The organism is Aestuariivirga sp. (assembly GCF_047600585.1).
Classification (GTDB): domain Bacteria; phylum Pseudomonadota; class Alphaproteobacteria; order Rhizobiales; family Aestuariivirgaceae; genus Aestuariivirga.
In genome coordinates, this window is the sequence record NZ_JASGKP010000001.1 from 2,204,981 (window position 1) to 2,219,970 (window position 14,990).

Below are 14,990 nucleotides of genomic sequence, written 5' to 3' on the forward strand. Positions count from 1 at the left end.
CGGAGGTCCTCATGAAACACACGATTCCGGCCCGTTCGGGCAAGGCTCACCGGCTCGAAAAGGGCCAATCCGTCCGGGTCATCAACACCCATGGCAACCAGGTCGTGGATTTCTGGGCCTTTAATGCCAATGATTTCCGCGAATACATGGGGATGGAGCACTGCCGGGCCTTCTGGTCACGCCTCTTCCCGGTGGCGGGCGACAAGATGCTGACCAACCGCCGCCGCGCCATCCTGACCTTGGTGGAGGACAATTCGCCGGGCCGCCACGACACCCTGATCGCCCCCTGCGACAATGAGCGTTACGGCCTTCTGGGCTGTACCCACTACCACGACAACTGCCGGGACAACCTGCACGCGGGGCTGGCGAATCTCGGGATCACCATTCCCTACACGCCCAACTCGCTCAACCTCTTCATGAACATCCCCTGGCGCCAGGATGGCTCGCTGGAATGGGGTAACTGCCTTTGCCGCCCGGGCGACAACGTGCTTTTCACCGCCGAGATGGATTGCATCGTCGCCTTCTCCGCCTGCCCGCAGGACATGCTGCCGATCAACAACGGGACGCCCACGGAAGCGCACTTCGAGATCGTCTGATCCCTACTTGCTCTTCTCGCGCATGGTCACCAGTTCCTCCGCGGCCGTGGGGTGCACCGCCATGGTGGCGTCGAACTGCGCCTTGGTGGCGCCGCAGGTGACGGCGATGCCGAGAAGCTGCGCCATCTCGCCCGCATCGGGCCCGGCGATGTGGCAGCCGAGCACACGGTCTGTCTCGCCATCGACGACGAGCTTCATCAGCATGCGCTCGTCGCGGCCTGAGAGCGTGTGCTTCATGGGCCGGAAACTGGTCTTGTAGATGTCGACCTTGGCGTGGCCGCTCCGTGCCTGTGCTTCGGTCAGGCCTACCGTGCCAAGCTCCGGCTGCGAGAACACCGCCGTCGGAATAAGGGAGTGGTTGACCGTGGTGGGCTTGTTGCCGAAGACCGTATCGGCAAAGGCATGGCCCTCGCGGATTGCAACGGGCGTGAGGTTCACGCGGTTGGTGACATCGCCCACCGCATAGATCGACTCGACCTCCGTCTTGGAATAGGCATCCACATTGATGGCGCCGTGGGGCGTGCCCTGCAGGCCGACGTTCTCGAGTCCGAGGCCGAAGGTGTTGGGAATGCGGCCCGTGGCATACATCACCTGCCCTGCCCCGATGGCCGCACCATCCGTCAGGGTCACGCGCACGCCGTCGCCGGAGCGGACGATCTCCGCCACATCGACACCGGTCCGGATCTCGATCCCCTTCTTCTTCATTTCGGCGGCGAGATGGTTGCGCAGGTCGTCATCGAAACCGCGCAGGATCTGCTCGCCGCGGTAGAGAAGAACCGTTTCGACGCCGAGACCGTTGAAGATGCCGGCGAACTCCACCGCGATGTAGCCACCGCCAACGATGACGATGCGGCGCGGCAGGCGCTCGAGATGGAAGGCCTCGTTCGAGGTGATGGCAAGCTCACGCCCCGGCAGGTGCTGCGGAATGAAGGGCGAGGCCCCGGTGGCGACGAGAATGTATCGCGCCCGCACCTTGCGGCCCGAGGCCAGCTGCACCGTGTTCTGGTCGACGATGGTGGCGCGCTCGAGGATGAGTTCCGCGCCCGCCGCCTCAAGGTTGCGGATATAGGCCTTGTTCAGGCGGTCGATTTCCTTGTCCTTGTTCTCGAGCAGCGTGTCCCAGTCGAAGGAGACCTTTTCGGTCGTCCAGCCGAAGCCCACCGCATCCTCGAACTCCTCGGCGAACTTCGAGGCATACACGAACAGCTTCTTGGGCACGCAGCCGCGGATGACGCAGGTGCCGCCCACGCGATATTCCTCAGCAACGGCCACCTTGGCGCCGTGCTTCGCGGCGATGCGCCCGGCCCGGACACCGCCCGAGCCTGCGCCGATGACAAAGAGATCGTAGTCAAATGTGCTCACGTGCCGGAGATATCCTCGGTTCCCTTGGCTGTCGCCATGATGACCCGGGACGCGATGCCGATGAAGAGGCCATTGTTCACAACACCGGGAATGTTGTTCAACACAAATTCAAGACGCTCCGGCTCCTTGATTTCCTCGCAGGCGGCATCGATGATGGAGTTGCCGAGGTCGGTGCGGAAGGGCTGGCCGTCCTTCATGCGGAGCGTCATCTTCGGGCTCATGCCGAGCATGCGGAAAGTGCGCTCCAGCTTCCAGGCCGTGGCCTTGATCCCCATGTTGACCACTTCCACGGGCAGCGGAAACTTGCCCAGTGTCTTCACACGCTTGCTCTCGTCGGTGATGATCACCACCTGCTTCGCCGATGTCGCCACGATCTTCTCGATCAGCAGCGCGCCGCCGCCGCCCTTGATGAGGCGGAGCTTGTCGTCGAATTCATCCGCGCCATCGACGCACATGTCGAGGTAGGGATGATCGTTGAGCGTGGTGAGCGGGATGCCGAGTTCCTTGGCAAGGTCCGCCGTCGCCCGCGAGGTCGGCACGCCCCTGACCTCGAGACCTTCCTTCACCTTGGCGCCCAGCGCCCGGATGAAGTGGTTCGCGGTCGAGCCGGTACCGAGGCCCAGAGTCATGCCCGGCGTGACGAGCTTGAGCGCTTCGAGGGCGGCGTCCTTCTTCTGGTCGTCGGCGCTCTTTGGCGTGCTCACCTTCTTCGCACTCATTTGCCCAGGCCGCCCATCAGCATGTACTTGATCTCCAGATATTCTTCCATGCCGTGCTGCGAGCCTTCACGTCCGAGGCCCGACTGCTTGACGCCGCCAAAGGGCACTTCCGAGGTGGAGATGATGCCTTCGTTGATGCCGATCATGCCGTATTCCAGCGCTTCGCCGACGCGCCAGATGCGGCCGATGTCGCGGCTGTAGAAATAGCAGGCAAGGCCGAACTCGGTGTTGTTGGCGGCTTCGATCACTTCTTCTTCGGTGTTGAACTTGAAGAGCGGCGCCACCGGACCGAAGGTTTCCTCACGCGCCACAGCCATGCTGCTCGTGACGCCGGTGATGATCGTCGGCTCGAAGAAGTTGCCGGTCATGCGCTTTCCGCCGGCGGCCAACTTGCCCCCCTTGGCGAGAGCGTCGGCAATGTGCTCTTCCACCTTCTTTACGGCGGCCTCGTTGATGAGCGGGCCAGTGGTGACGCCATCCTCGGCGCCATTGCCCACCTTCAGCTTCTTGACGGCAGCCGAAAGCTTTTCGGCGAAGGCGTCATAGACGCCCGCCTGCACGTAAAGGCGGTTGGCGCAGACGCAGGTCTGGCCGTTGTTACGGTACTTGGACGCCATGGCGCCGGCCACGGCTGCATCGAGGTCGGCATCGTCGAAGACGATGAAGGGCGCGTTGCCGCCGAGTTCAAGGCCGAGCTTCTTGATGGTGGGGGCGGACTGCTCCATCAGCACGCGGCCGATTTCGGTCGAACCCGTGAAGGTGAGGCCGCGCACGATGGGGTTCGAGGTCATCTCGGCGCCGATCTCGCGGGCCGAGCCCGTGACGACCGAGAAGACACCGGCGGGAATGCCGGCGCGTTCACCCAGTTCCGCCATGGCAAGGGCCGAGAGCGGGGTTTCGCCTGCGGGCTTGCACACCATGGCGCAGCCTGCGGCAAGAGCAGCACCCGCCTTGCGGGTGATCATGGCGTTGGGGAAGTTCCACGGCGTGATGCAGGCGATGACGCCCACCGGCTGCTTGATCACCACGGCGCGGCCATTCGGGAACGGCACCGGCACGGTTTCGCCATAGACGCGGCGGGCCTCTTCGGCGAACCACTCGATGAAGCTCGCGCCATAGGCAATCTCGCCGCGGGACTCGGTGAGGGGCTTGCCCTGCTCGGCGGTGAGGATCTGGGCCAGGTCTTCCTGGTTTTCCATCATCAGGTTGAACCACTTGCGGAGGATGCCGGCGCGCTCCTTGGCGGTCTTCTTGGCCCACAGCTTCTGGGCCTTCTCGGCGCCTTCGATGGCCTCGCGGGTTTCCTTGCCGCCGAGCTTCGGCACGGCGGCGATGACGCGGTTGTCCACCGGGTTGGTGACGTCGATGGTGGCGGAGCCGCCCACCCACGCGCCGTTGATGTAGCATTTCTCCTTGAGCAGCGACTTGTCTTTCAATAAGTCGCGCAGGGCCTGGGTTCTTGCGATGTCCATGGAATGCTCCTGAAAGGGAAACGGGCTGATCTGGCGGGCGGCATAGCATGGTAGGTCCGGCAGAACAAACAGGCCAGAAACGGGAGTTGGGAATGCCAGTTGAAGCATTGGTTTTCGACCTTGACGGGACGCTGGTGGACACCGCCCCCGATCTGCACGCGGCCACAAATCATGTGCTTTCAACGCTGAAGCGGCGCCCCATCTCCATGGAAGAAGTGCGCGCCTTCGTGGGCCACGGTGCGCGCGCCCTGATCGCCCGCGGCTGCGAGGCCACCGGCGACCCCGTGGACCCCCGCGCCATCGAGACGCTCTACCAGGAATTCGTCATCTACTACGCCGCCCACATCTCGGCCTTCAGCAAGCCCTTCCCCGGCCTCATCCCCTTCCTCGATGCCTGCAAGGCCAAGGGCCTTGCCATGGCGGTGTGCACCAACAAGCTCGAGTTCCTCTCGGTGCAGCTGCTGCAGGCGCTCGATCTTGCGGGTTACTTCGGCGCGGTTGTGGGGCCCGATACCATCGGCATCGCCAAGCCCGATCCCCGCCCCTATCACGAGGCGCTGAAGCGCCTGGGCCGCGAGGCGTCATCCTCGATCATGATCGGTGACAGCGAGACCGACATCCGCACCGGGCAGAACGCCGGCGTGCCGGTGATCGCTGTTTCCTTCGGCTACACGCCGCAGCATGTCTCGGCCTTCAATCCCACCCACATCATCGACCACTACGACGAGGCCTGGCCGATCGTTCAGACGTATCTCTGAAAGAAGGCGGTGATGTCGGCGAGCACGGGTGCGCGCCAGCGGAAGGGCTTCGCCAGCGCCAGCATGATGCCGACGTGGCCGATCCCCTTGTAGAAGCGGAGTTCGGATGCGTTCCCTGCCCCGATCGCGTGCGCATAAAGGTTCCAGCTGTTGTGCAGGCCCACCGTGTCATCCTCCTCGCCATGGAGGAGCAGGATGGGCGGCGCATCCGAAAGATCGGCCTTCACCGGTTGCGTCTCTTCAAGGTCGCTGACCTTGCCGAATGCGGCAATGGTCTTGGGGGAATCGAGCGGCAGGAAATCGAAGGGCCCGGCAAGCGACGCCACCGCGCGTACGTGATCGCGCAGCCCGTTCCGCAGCACCGATTGCACGGCGCTGTAGGCGCCTGCCGAATGACCGGCGAAGAAGATGCGGGCGGGATCGCCGCCGAACTCCTCCGCATTGTCTGAGAGCCAGGTGAGGGCGAGTGCGGTGTCGTCGACAAAATCCGGGTAATGCACGTCGGGCACCAAGCGGTAGTCGGCGATGGCGGTGAGGAAGCCCTGGGCCGCGAAGGCATGGGCGGCGAAGGCATAGTCTTCCTTGCGGCCCGAAATCCCACGAGCCGCCATAAATGAAGAGCAGCACCGGAAGGGCGGCCGCAGGGTTGACGGGCGCGTAGAGGTCAAGCCGCTGCCGCCCTGCCCCGCCATAGGCGAGGTTTCGAGCGACTTTCCGCACGCCGGCATCCTTCGGCACCAGCAGGTTGAAGATCCGGAGGGCGGCGAAATGATAGAGCAGCCCCAGCACGATGAGGGCGACACCCAGGGAGGTGAAAGCGGTGCGCATGGGGCAGATACGCCCAGAATCGGGCGTCAGATGCAAGGGTGGGGTTCGCCCGGCGGAAGGCCCGGAAAGCGCCATTGACTTTCGCCCGCCCGCCCGCCTATAGCACGCCCACCCCAAGGTTCCGGGCGATTAGCTCAGTTGGTAGAGCACTGTGTTCACATCGCAGGGGTCACTGGTTCGAGTCCAGTATCGCCCACCATTTTCAAAAATGATTTCAAATGCTTATAACGGCCCCGCACTTGGTGGCCGAGTGCTCTTTTGGGTCGTGTCACCACCATGTCACCAAGTAGGATTGTGGACTTGGCGTCCTACGAATTCATGCGGGCGCCATTGTACCCGCTGCTCTTGAATACAGAGCGACTGCATCCACTCTCCTAAATGAAAGTGGGCGTGACATCCTGAGGCCACTGAACCACAGGGTACGGCGATTGCAGATGGCACACCGCCCGAAGCAGTACGTGATGCGGCGGCCAGAGCAGGGCGTCACCATCATCACCATCATTGCGCGCTCCCCATTCAATGTCTGGTCCGACGCAATGCGGCTTCGTTTCCTGTACCGCCATGCAAGGGCTTCGGACAGGCCGATGCAACTTACTCACTTCTTACACAAAACAGCGCCGCCCGAAGGCAGCGCTGTTGTCCGTCTCGCGTGATCGAAATTACTGTGCGTCGCAGGTCTCGACGGCAGGATCGCAAGCCTTGGCCTTTTTGCCCTTCTTGCCGGCGGCCGCAGGTGCAGTTTCGTCAGCCGCGGCAGGCGCATTGTCGGCAGGCGGTGCAGCAGATTCCTCCGTCTGGTTCTGCTCAGGCTTCGCCTTCTTCTTCTTGCCCTGCTGCTGACCCGCGGGCTGGGTGTCAGCCGGAGACTGCTCAGCCTCGGCAGGAGCAGCCTTCTTGTCCTGCGCCTTCTTCTTTGTCTCGGCAGGCGGGGTTACCTGCTCGCCGGACTGAGGCTCTTCGGTCTGCTGCTGAGCCTGGCCGGGCTGCTTATTTTTGGCCTTCTTGTCCTGGGGCTGGGCGGTCTCGTCCGTCGAAGGTTGAGCGGTTGTCGCCTGGCCATCAGGCTCATTGGACTTGGGCTTCTTGGCCGCACCATCCTGCGCCGTTGCAGGCTGGTCAGCAGGCGGCGTGCCTTGTGCGTCCTCAGGCTTCACTTTCTTGCCGTTCTGCGAGGATGGCTCTTCAGCCGGCTGGGCGCTCTTGTCCAGTTCTGCGCCTGCTTCCTCCTCCACGTCCTGCTTCACTTTGGCCTGGTTTTTCTTGACCTCTCCAACGTCCTTCACCTTGGGCGGCTTGACGTCGGAATTCTGTTCAAGCGTGCCGTTGAAGACGGCAACAGCTTCATCGCTCGACTTCGCCTTGGTTGGATCACTGGCCTCCTTCACCTCGACTTCCTTCACCTTCTTGCCGGTGTTCTTCTCGACGAAGTTCACGTCAATGATGTTATTGACGATGATGTTGTTCTCGATGTTCACCGTGCCGGCAAACTCCGTCTCGCGCACGATGCGATGGCGTTCGCGCTCGTCCTTGATCACGACGACCGTCAGGTCACGATCGAGGAAATGGCGGGTGGGAACCGCAACCCAGTAATAGTCCGGGATGTCGTTGACGCTGATCGAGATGCTCACATCCGTGCCGCGGTCGCGCCACGGCGGCAGTGGCGCCCATGCGACGTGATTGCCGCTGCGGCGCCAGCTCACCCAGGCCGGGGCCCAGCGCGTTCCCGGAACCCAGTACCAGCCAATCTCGCGGTCAAAACCCCAGCGGCCATAATGATAGGTGGCCCAGCCAAAGGGTTCGCGTGAAACCCAGGTCCAGCCATAGCCGCGGGCATAAACCCAATGACCTTCGCGATAAGGTCGCCAATTGCGGTCCGAAACCACCGGCACGAAGACATACATGCCACGGTGATCGACCCAGTCGCCGTAGCGGCCGAGGCCCGAATAGAACAGCGAGATGTTCACGGAGACATTGGCCGCTTCTGCCGATCGGATGAAGCCAAAGCCCGCAGTCTGAGGTGCCGGCGTGACCAGAGCGATTGCTGCCAGGGCAGCGGAGCTCGCCAGTAACGTTGTGATTTTCATGATCATGTTTCCTTGAATGATAGTGCTGCCACGCAGGGAAACTGTGTCCCGCCCCATGAGTTCCCCACGGCGTGCCTTCGGCGACCCCGTCCGATCCTGGGGCGTGCAAGTCGCGGACCAGAGTTACCGCTTTGGTTGAACCGGGTTGCGGCACTTCACTGGCCGATGCACCGGAATGTGCAGGATGTTTTCCCTCGGCCGGGCCGGAGTCCGGGGCGGAACTGCTACCGAATCACTTGCAATAACTTTGGCTTCCGCCAAATCTCTGGTTGTGTGGCGTATTTCGACGCGTTTCATCCAGAAGGGCGGAGCTTTGACGACACTTCCGATAAGGCCACTCCTGAAGTCCTATCGCGGGCCGAACCAGATTCTCCGCAGGCGGACGAATGAAGCCAATCTTCTGGCGCACAAGATCGCGCGCCATCTCAACGAGAAAATCCTTACTGATCCGCGCGAGATGCAGCAGCATTTCTTTGATGACATCGCCGAAGTCTTCGGTTGTAGCGCCGATATCGTGCGCGCCGCCATTCCGTACGGCGGATACTCCTGCATCAGCCTGCGGGTGAGTGAGGGAGACCGGGATGCAATCCGCGCCGACATGGGCCTGCTCAAGACAAAGGCCGCCAAGCAGGCAACTGGGCGCTGAATTCTACCGCACAGCATCTCATGGATGCAATCATCACATTGATACAGTTTTAAATTGAATCCCGGTGTCATGTGGAAGTGTTGCTGTCGCGCCCCATAAATCTCCAATGACCGCACTCAACCTGTGTTATGTTGCCCGCGCTCGGCAAGTTCACTACCGGTATCATTTTGGAGTTTGCAATGAGACGCGGCGTAACTCATTTGGCACTGGTGTTTGCACTTCCGCTTGGCGGTCTTTTGTTTGCCGCCTCGGGGGCAATCGCTTCTGAATCAGCTCATGACTGGACAGGACTCTACGTCGGTGCATTTGCGGCGGGAGGAATCGGTACGACGGAAGCCGATTTTGGAAACATGCACCCCACGGGCGTGTTCGGCGGAGCGGACGTCGGATTCCAATACCAACTGGATCAGGTGGTCATCGGTATCGAGGCAAATGCTTCGCTTTCCGATCTTGACGATGATCAGGGGGTGCGGGGAACAGCGAGTTTCCAGACGCAGGACATGGACAACATCGCTTCGGTCAGGGCCAAGCTCGGCATGACCGTCGGTGAACGGTCGATGATCTTCGCGACCGCGGGTTGGGGCTGGGGTCAGTCCGAGTATGGCGAGGGTCTGGTCGAGCAGAAGAAAAGCATTTCGGGGCCCGCATTGGGCATTGGTGGTCACTACGCCCTGAATTCCCATTTCGTCGGGCGATTGGAATATGTGCACTACTTCTACGGCGACACAACTTACAACCTGACGGTCCCCGTGACGGTCACCAACAGCGCCGATGAAATTCGCGTGGGGCTGGACTACCAGTTCTGAGCACCTCGTCTCGGGGCTCGCCAGTTAACGGGATGCATCGTCCTCCAGCCTTCGGTGGCGGCGTCGGCGTGGATCTGTGGATGCACCAAATCACGACAGCGCACTCCTCGCCCATCAGGAAGCGGACCACCAGATAATAGCCGGTGCAATGTCCTTCGTCCTTCCGCGGGCATTCCCGTATGACACACCCAACTTCAGTATAGCGGCTATGTAGTCCTTCCGGGCGGCCTTCTCGGACGGAACCAGAAAAGCCCTCCTTTCACTGGCCCTTGACAGCATATCATTTCCGATTAAATTACTCGGATTAATGGAACCAGCCGGAAGCCACGTTCCAGACGGAGAGTACACGTGGCCCAATCCAGATCCGACATTCAGCCGCCCGGCGCGGCGCGTGATGTGCAACCAACCCCCGCTGCACCGCATTACTTCAGCGATGCGCTTTTCGGCTCCGGCACCGAAATCCGCATTGAACACAAGGGAGCGGTCTACACCCTGCGGATGACACGCAGCGGTGGCCTCATCCTGAACAAATGAGGTCTGCCATGGCTCCCGAAATCTTCTCGCTCACGCCCGAACGCCTGGTGATCCAGGGCTTCCGCAATGTCATGGCCGCGCATGACCTCAGCGATGCCGCCTGCTGGGAACAGGCCTGGACAGCCTACATCGACAGCCTGGGCAACGGGCCTGCACGCCGCCTCATGGGCGAACTGCAGTTCTGGACGCGCGCCATCCGCAGCCACGCCCAGAAGCCCATGCGCTACTTCCCCTGCTCCTGCCGCCACATCTGCCATGATGAATGCATGGCGGTTTCTGCCCTTGCCGCGGCGCAAGCAGGGGACCGTGCCTGTGCCGATCTTGCCGCCATTCATCTGCTGGGCACGCAGGATGCGCATGCGCTAGGCGAGCTGTGGCACGCGTCCTGGCATTTTGCCACGGCGCTGGCGATGGAGAACCTCACGCTCTATCCGGTGACGACTGCCGTGGTGCAATCGATCTGCGCCATGGAAGAGCGTCACGCCGTTGCGGAACGCCCTGCCCTCCTGCATTGATGGCATTCCGCCCCTGATCTTTACAGCCGTTGCGAACTGCGCGAGCCTCGTGAAAACAACACGAAAGGTCGCCATCGATGCCTCAGCTCTCACTCGCCGCAACGCGCATTGCCATCGTGGGTGCGGGCCTCATCGGCCGCGCCTGGGCGATATCCTTTGCGCGCGCAGGAGCCGAGGTGCGGCTCTGGGATCAGCACACGCCTACAAGTGCCGCGGCCATGGACTTCATTGCCGCCATCCTGCCGGAACTGGAGCGGAACGGCCTCCTCAATGATGCACCGGCGGCTGTGCTGTCCCGCTGCAGTGTGGCGCCTTCGTTGGCCGAGGCGCTGCAAGGCGCGGTCCACATCCAGGAAAACACGCCTGAGGTTCTCGCCACCAAGATCGAGGTCTTCCGCGAGCTCGATGATCTCGCCGGACCAGATGCAGTCATCGCCAGTTCAACCTCGGCGCTTCTGCCATCGCGCTTCACCGAAGGCCTGAAGGGCCTTGCACGCTGCCTTGTGGTGCATCCCATCAACCCGCCCTATCTCATTCCTGCTGCCGAAGTGGTGCCTGCACCCTGGACCAGTGCCGAGAGCATGGAGCGCACCCGCGCGCTTCTGGTTGCCGCAGGCCATGCACCGCTCGTCATGAAGAAGGAGCTCGACGGCTTCATCATGAACCGCCTGCAAGGTGCACTGCTGGAAGAGGCCTTCCGGCTTGTCGCCGATGGCTATGCCTCGATCGAGGATGTGGACACCGGCATCAAGGATGGCCTCGCGCTCCGCTGGTCTTTCATGGGGCCGTTCGAGACCATCGATCTCAACGCGCCGGGCGGCATCCGCGATTACGTCAACCGCTACCAGTCCATCTATTCCAACATCTTCCCGCAGATGCAGCGCCGCGTCGACTGGGCGGGCGAGGTCATGGACAGGATCGAGCCGGCACGCCGCGCTCTCCTGCCCGCAGATAGGATGAAGCAGCGCCACGTCTGGCGCGACCGCCGGCTGATGGCGCTCGCCGCCCACAAGCGGCAGATGGCGGAGAAGGACTAGACGGCGAGCGGCAGCGGCTCGATCGCCCGCTTTGCATGAGCAGCGAGAGACGCTTCGAAGGCCGCATAGATCGCCGCCATGGTCCCGCACTTGTAAGGGAAGAGATCGGGCGGATCCATGGAGTGCACGATCATGCCCACATCCGCCTCGAACAGCATCAGGCGGCCATCCGGCAGTTCGGCGCAGTCGATGACGAAGTAATCAAGCCCCAGCTTCTCGTAAAGCGCGCGGAAGGCACCGGCGTGGCGCACGGCGTAGTCGGTCTGGAAGCGGTTCATCCAGTCGGCCTCTTCCGCGCGGCGGTCGGCATGGATGGTCATGTCGGCATTGAGGTAGTGCACCATCCAGTTCTGCGATACCGCAAGATGGCTGGCGAAAGGCTTGCCGTCGATCACCGCCACGCGTGCCTTGCGGAACTTGCCGTCGGCGTTGCTGTAGTCCACGAAAGGCGCGAGGTAGAACTGCGCATCGGGGAATTCGGTGAGATAGGTCAGGAACTCGATCTGGTTGTTGATCTTCCGGAGGCCCACACCCGCATGGGTATCGAAGGGCCGGATGAGAGCGGGATAGGTGTGGCCAGGCAGAACCGTCTGCAGGCCCAGAACGCCCGCGGCGATCCGCAGCACATCCTCACGCGGCAGGCGCACGGTGAGCGGTGACAGCAGGTCCTTTTCGCCGGCGAAGAGCCGGGAGACGGCATCGCGCGTCATGCCGGCGATGGTTGACGTCCGGCTGTTGATCACCGGCTTCCGCCAGTTGGCGAGCAAGCGGTCGAGATTGAGGAGAACTGGTTCGTTCACGGCCGACTGGCTCACCGCCACGAAGCCCACGTCATGGACGGGCACATCGGCGAGGCTGGTGGTTTCGGCATCCACGTAGTGAAGCACCAGTTTCACATCGGCGCGCTCCAGCAGGAATTCGATGGGGGTGTTGGACATGAAGGTACCGGGCGCCATGAAGGCCACCACGGTGAGACGCCCGTCCTTCTCCGACTTCACCCGGTAACTGCGGCTGATATCGAGCGCAGCCTTCTGGCATTGCATGGCTTCTTCGGTCTTCCCCATTGTCTGGAGCATGATCGAGAGATCCATGAAGGCTGCCGCATCGGACGGATTGTGATTGACGCGTGTGTAGAGCACCGACCACAGGGGCAAGGTGTCCTTGCCGTCATAGAAGCTGCGGACGATCTCCGCCTTGCCATGGATTTCGGGCAGCCTGCGATGTGTCATGTCTCACCAACTTTCAGCCTGTCCAACGGGACACAGGCGAAAGACCAGTTTGACCCAAAAGCTTGCGCCGGACTGTAAGACCGTGATTGTGAAGAAAAGTTCAGGTTTTTCGGCGGCTGCCGGCCACGCTCCGGACCGCAAAAATGTCAGGTCTGCTTACTTTCCGTAGCGTTCGTCGAAGGCATAGCCCGCGCCGCGGACGGTACGGAGCGGATCATTTTCCCGGCCCCGCGAGAGCGACTTCCGCAGGCGGCCCACATGCACATCCACGGTGCGCTCGTCGATATCGCCTTCGTCGCCCCACACCCGGTCGAGGAGCTGGGCCCGGCTGAACACTCGGCCCGGCGTCTGCATCAGATACTCGAGCAAGCGGAATTCGGTGGGCGAAAGCTCGATGTCGCGGCTGCCGCGCAATACGCGCTTGCGCACCCGGTCCAGCGTGATGTCGCCCCGCACCAGGCTGTCGGCCACGGCTTCGGGGCGCATGCGGCGGAGGATGGAGCGCACACGCGCCATCACCTCAGGCACCGAGAAGGGCTTCACGATGTAGTCATCGGCGCCGGTCGAAAGGCCGCGCACGCGCTCGGCCTCTTCGCCGCGCGCGGTGAGCATGATCACCGGCAAGGCTTGCGTCTCGGCGCGAGCCCTCAGCATGCGGCAGACTTCGATGCCGGACAGGCCCGGCAGCATCCAGTCCAGCAGCACGAGGTCCGGCATCTCCTCGGAGATCGCCGGGTAGACGTCCTCCCCCTGCTCCACCACCTTGGTCCGGAAGCCTTCCGCCTCAAGATTGTAGACGAGCAGCTCTTGGATCGCGGCCTCGTCTTCAACAATCAGGATCAAAGCGCTCATGGGGGCTCTTTCGTTCAGTCGTCATTCAACGGCGCGAAGGGCGTCGTCGCCGTGTCGTCCTTTTTGGGGCGCGCATCCTTGAGCATGGTGCCGTGGACGAGGAAGTAGACGTTCTCGGCGATGTTTGTGGCGTGATCACCGATCCGCTCGATGTTCTTGGTGGCGAACAGAAGATGCGTGCAGGCGCCGATCTGACGCGGGTCTTCCATCATGTAGGTGAGGAGTTCGCGGAAGATCGAATTGTAGAGCGCGTCGATGTCCTCGTCGTGACGCCAGACGTCCAGCGCCTGCTCCGAATCCGAGGCGGCAAAGGAATCGAGCACCCGCTTCAGCTGCGCCTGGGCGAGCTGGCCCATGCGTTGCAGGCCGGTCGTCAGGCGGCGGGGGATGGGATCGTTGATGGCATGGGCGCGCTTGGCCACGTTCTTGGCGAGATCGCCGATGCGTTCCAGGTCGGCGGCAATGCGGATTGCCACCATGATGTGGCGCAGGTCCTTGGCCATGGGCTGGCGGCGGGCGATGGTGAGGATCGCCTTCTCTTCGACATTGCGCTCCATTTCGTCGATCTTGTCGTCGGCGAGGATCACCTGGTCGGCAAGTTTGGTATCGCGGCGGGTCAGCGCCTCGAGGCCGCGGGAGAGCTGCTCCTCGGCGAGGCCGCCCATCGTCGACAGCATGGTCTGCAATGCCGCCAGGTCGTCGTCATAGGCCTTCATGATGTGGTTCGACATGTGCGGTCCCTTTAGCCGAAACGGCCCGTGATGTAGTCTTGCGTCTTCTTGTCCTGCGGCGTGGTGAACATCACGTCGGTGTCCCCCACTTCGATCAGGTTGCCAAGATGGAAGAAGGCGGTGAGGTCCGAGACGCGCGCCGCCTGCTGCATGGAGTGGGTGACAATCACGATGCAGAAGTTCTGCTTCAGCTCGTGGATCAGTTCCTCGATGCGGGCGGTGGCGATGGGGTCAAGCGCCGAACACGGCTCGTCCATCAGGATGATCTCTGGGTTCACGGCGATGGCGCGGGCGATGCAGAGGCGCTGCTGCTGGCCGCCGGACAGGCCGGTGCCAGGGGCCGCAAGGCGGTCCTTCACCTCTTCGAAGAGGCCGGCCTTCTTGAGGCTTTCGGTGACGATGCGCTCGAGGTCCGTCTTGTCCTTGGCGAGGCCGTGGATGCGGGGGCCATAGGCCACGTTCTCGAAGATCGACTTCGGGAAGGGATTTGGCTTCTGGAAGACCATGCCGACGCGGGCGCGAAGCTGCACCACATCAAGGTCGCGGTCATGAATGTCGTGGTTGTCGACAGTGATCTTGCCCGTCACGCGGCAACCTTCGATCGTGTCGTTCATGCGGTTGATGCAGCGGAGGAATGTCGACTTTCCGCAGCCCGATGGTCCGATGAAGGCGGAGACCGCCTTGTCCGGGATGGTGATCGACAGGCCCTTGATGGCGTGCTTGTCGCCATAATAGACATTCACGTCCTGGGCCACGATCTTGGCGGGCTTGGCCTGAAGCGCGCGTGGCGGCTCCGGCGTATAGATTGTCTTTACGGGCAT

The 14,990-nt window shown here is 62.3% G+C and carries 16 protein-coding genes and 1 tRNA gene; 8 read left to right on the forward strand and 9 right to left on the reverse strand.

Annotated elements, in window-relative coordinates:
- Positions 1–11: 11 nt before the first annotated feature.
- Positions 12–596 (forward strand): DUF1989 domain-containing protein, encoded by a 585-nt coding sequence (locus QM801_RS10940; RefSeq protein WP_415019238.1) that lies wholly within the window; start codon positions 12–14, stop codon positions 594–596.
- A gap of 3 nt (positions 597–599) precedes the next feature.
- Here the strand turns inward: QM801_RS10940 and gor are convergent, their stop codons facing one another.
- The 3 genes from gor to QM801_RS10955 are packed head-to-tail and all read right to left on the reverse strand — an operon-like array spanning position 600 to position 4,149.
- On the reverse strand, positions 600–1,958 hold the full coding sequence (gene gor / locus QM801_RS10945) for a glutathione-disulfide reductase (protein WP_415019239.1): 1,359 nt from the start codon (positions 1,956–1,958) through the stop codon (positions 600–602).
- Positions 1,955–2,677: a ribose-5-phosphate isomerase RpiA gene (rpiA, locus tag QM801_RS10950; RefSeq protein WP_415019240.1), complete on the reverse strand. Its 723-nt coding sequence runs from the start codon at positions 2,675–2,677 to the stop codon at positions 1,955–1,957. Before rpiA ends, gor begins: the two co-directional genes overlap by 4 nt.
- Positions 2,674–4,149 carry an NAD-dependent succinate-semialdehyde dehydrogenase gene (locus QM801_RS10955; RefSeq protein WP_415019241.1) on the reverse strand — a complete coding sequence of 492 codons (1,476 nt, stop codon included), beginning with the start codon at positions 4,147–4,149 and terminating at the stop codon, positions 2,674–2,676. Before QM801_RS10955 ends, rpiA begins: the two co-directional genes overlap by 4 nt.
- Positions 4,150–4,241: 92 nt before the next feature.
- Here QM801_RS10955 and gph point away from each other — a divergent pair, with 92 nt between their 5' ends.
- On the forward strand, positions 4,242–4,907 hold the full coding sequence (gene gph / locus QM801_RS10960) for a phosphoglycolate phosphatase (RefSeq protein ID WP_415019242.1): 666 nt from the start codon (positions 4,242–4,244) through the stop codon (positions 4,905–4,907).
- On the opposite strand, the gene QM801_RS10965 is transcribed toward gph, so the two are convergent.
- On the reverse strand, positions 4,892–5,518 hold the full coding sequence (locus QM801_RS10965; RefSeq protein WP_415019243.1) for an alpha/beta hydrolase: 627 nt from the start codon (positions 5,516–5,518) through the stop codon (positions 4,892–4,894). The genes gph and QM801_RS10965 overlap by 16 nt on opposite strands.
- Positions 5,519–5,858: 340 nt before the next feature.
- Here QM801_RS10965 and QM801_RS10970 point away from each other — a divergent pair.
- Positions 5,859–5,934: transfer RNA gene (locus QM801_RS10970), tRNA-Val, on the forward strand.
- Between the two features lie 460 nt (positions 5,935–6,394).
- Here the strand turns inward: QM801_RS10970 and QM801_RS10975 are convergent.
- Positions 6,395–7,819, reverse strand: coding sequence for a DUF6600 domain-containing protein (locus QM801_RS10975; protein WP_415019244.1), 1,425 nt, complete (start codon positions 7,817–7,819; stop codon positions 6,395–6,397).
- Positions 7,820–8,132: 313 nt separating this feature from the next.
- Between QM801_RS10975 and QM801_RS10980 the strand changes: the two genes are divergently transcribed.
- The 5 genes from QM801_RS10980 (at position 8,133) to QM801_RS11000 (ending at position 11,357) form a co-directional block, all read left to right on the forward strand.
- Entirely contained in the window at positions 8,133–8,465 is a 333-nt protein-coding gene (locus QM801_RS10980) for a hypothetical protein (RefSeq protein ID WP_415019245.1), read from the forward strand.
- Between the two features lie 179 nt (positions 8,466–8,644).
- The gene (locus QM801_RS10985) at positions 8,645–9,271 is read left to right on the forward strand and encodes an outer membrane protein (RefSeq protein ID WP_415019246.1); all 627 of its coding nucleotides are present in this window, start codon (positions 8,645–8,647) and stop codon (positions 9,269–9,271) included.
- Between the two features lie 348 nt (positions 9,272–9,619).
- The gene (hemP, locus tag QM801_RS10990) at positions 9,620–9,805 is read left to right on the forward strand and encodes a hemin uptake protein HemP (protein WP_415019247.1); all 186 of its coding nucleotides are present in this window, start codon (positions 9,620–9,622) and stop codon (positions 9,803–9,805) included.
- Positions 9,806–9,813: 8 nt separating this feature from the next.
- Positions 9,814–10,320 (forward strand): hypothetical protein, encoded by a 507-nt coding sequence (locus QM801_RS10995; RefSeq protein WP_415019248.1) that lies wholly within the window; start codon positions 9,814–9,816, stop codon positions 10,318–10,320.
- Positions 10,321–10,397: 77 nt separating this feature from the next.
- The gene (locus tag QM801_RS11000; RefSeq protein ID WP_415019249.1) at positions 10,398–11,357 is read left to right on the forward strand and encodes a 3-hydroxyacyl-CoA dehydrogenase; all 960 of its coding nucleotides are present in this window, start codon (positions 10,398–10,400) and stop codon (positions 11,355–11,357) included.
- Here the strand turns inward: QM801_RS11000 and QM801_RS11005 are convergent.
- The 4 genes from QM801_RS11005 to pstB form a co-directional block, all read right to left on the reverse strand.
- Positions 11,354–12,586, reverse strand: a complete 1,233-nt coding sequence (locus QM801_RS11005; protein ID WP_415019250.1) for an ATP-grasp domain-containing protein — start codon at positions 12,584–12,586, stop codon at positions 11,354–11,356. The two genes, QM801_RS11000 and QM801_RS11005, sit on opposite strands and share 4 nt — an antisense overlap.
- A gap of 156 nt (positions 12,587–12,742) precedes the next feature.
- Positions 12,743–13,438 carry a phosphate regulon transcriptional regulator PhoB gene (gene phoB, locus QM801_RS11010; RefSeq protein WP_415019251.1) on the reverse strand — a complete coding sequence of 232 codons (696 nt, stop codon included), beginning with the start codon at positions 13,436–13,438 and terminating at the stop codon, positions 12,743–12,745.
- Positions 13,439–13,452: 14 nt separating this feature from the next.
- Positions 13,453–14,169 (reverse strand): phosphate signaling complex protein PhoU, encoded by a 717-nt coding sequence (gene phoU / locus QM801_RS11015; RefSeq protein WP_415019252.1) that lies wholly within the window; start codon positions 14,167–14,169, stop codon positions 13,453–13,455.
- Positions 14,170–14,180: 11 nt separating this feature from the next.
- On the reverse strand, positions 14,181–14,990 hold the full coding sequence (gene pstB / locus QM801_RS11020; protein ID WP_415019253.1) for a phosphate ABC transporter ATP-binding protein PstB: 810 nt from the start codon (positions 14,988–14,990) through the stop codon (positions 14,181–14,183).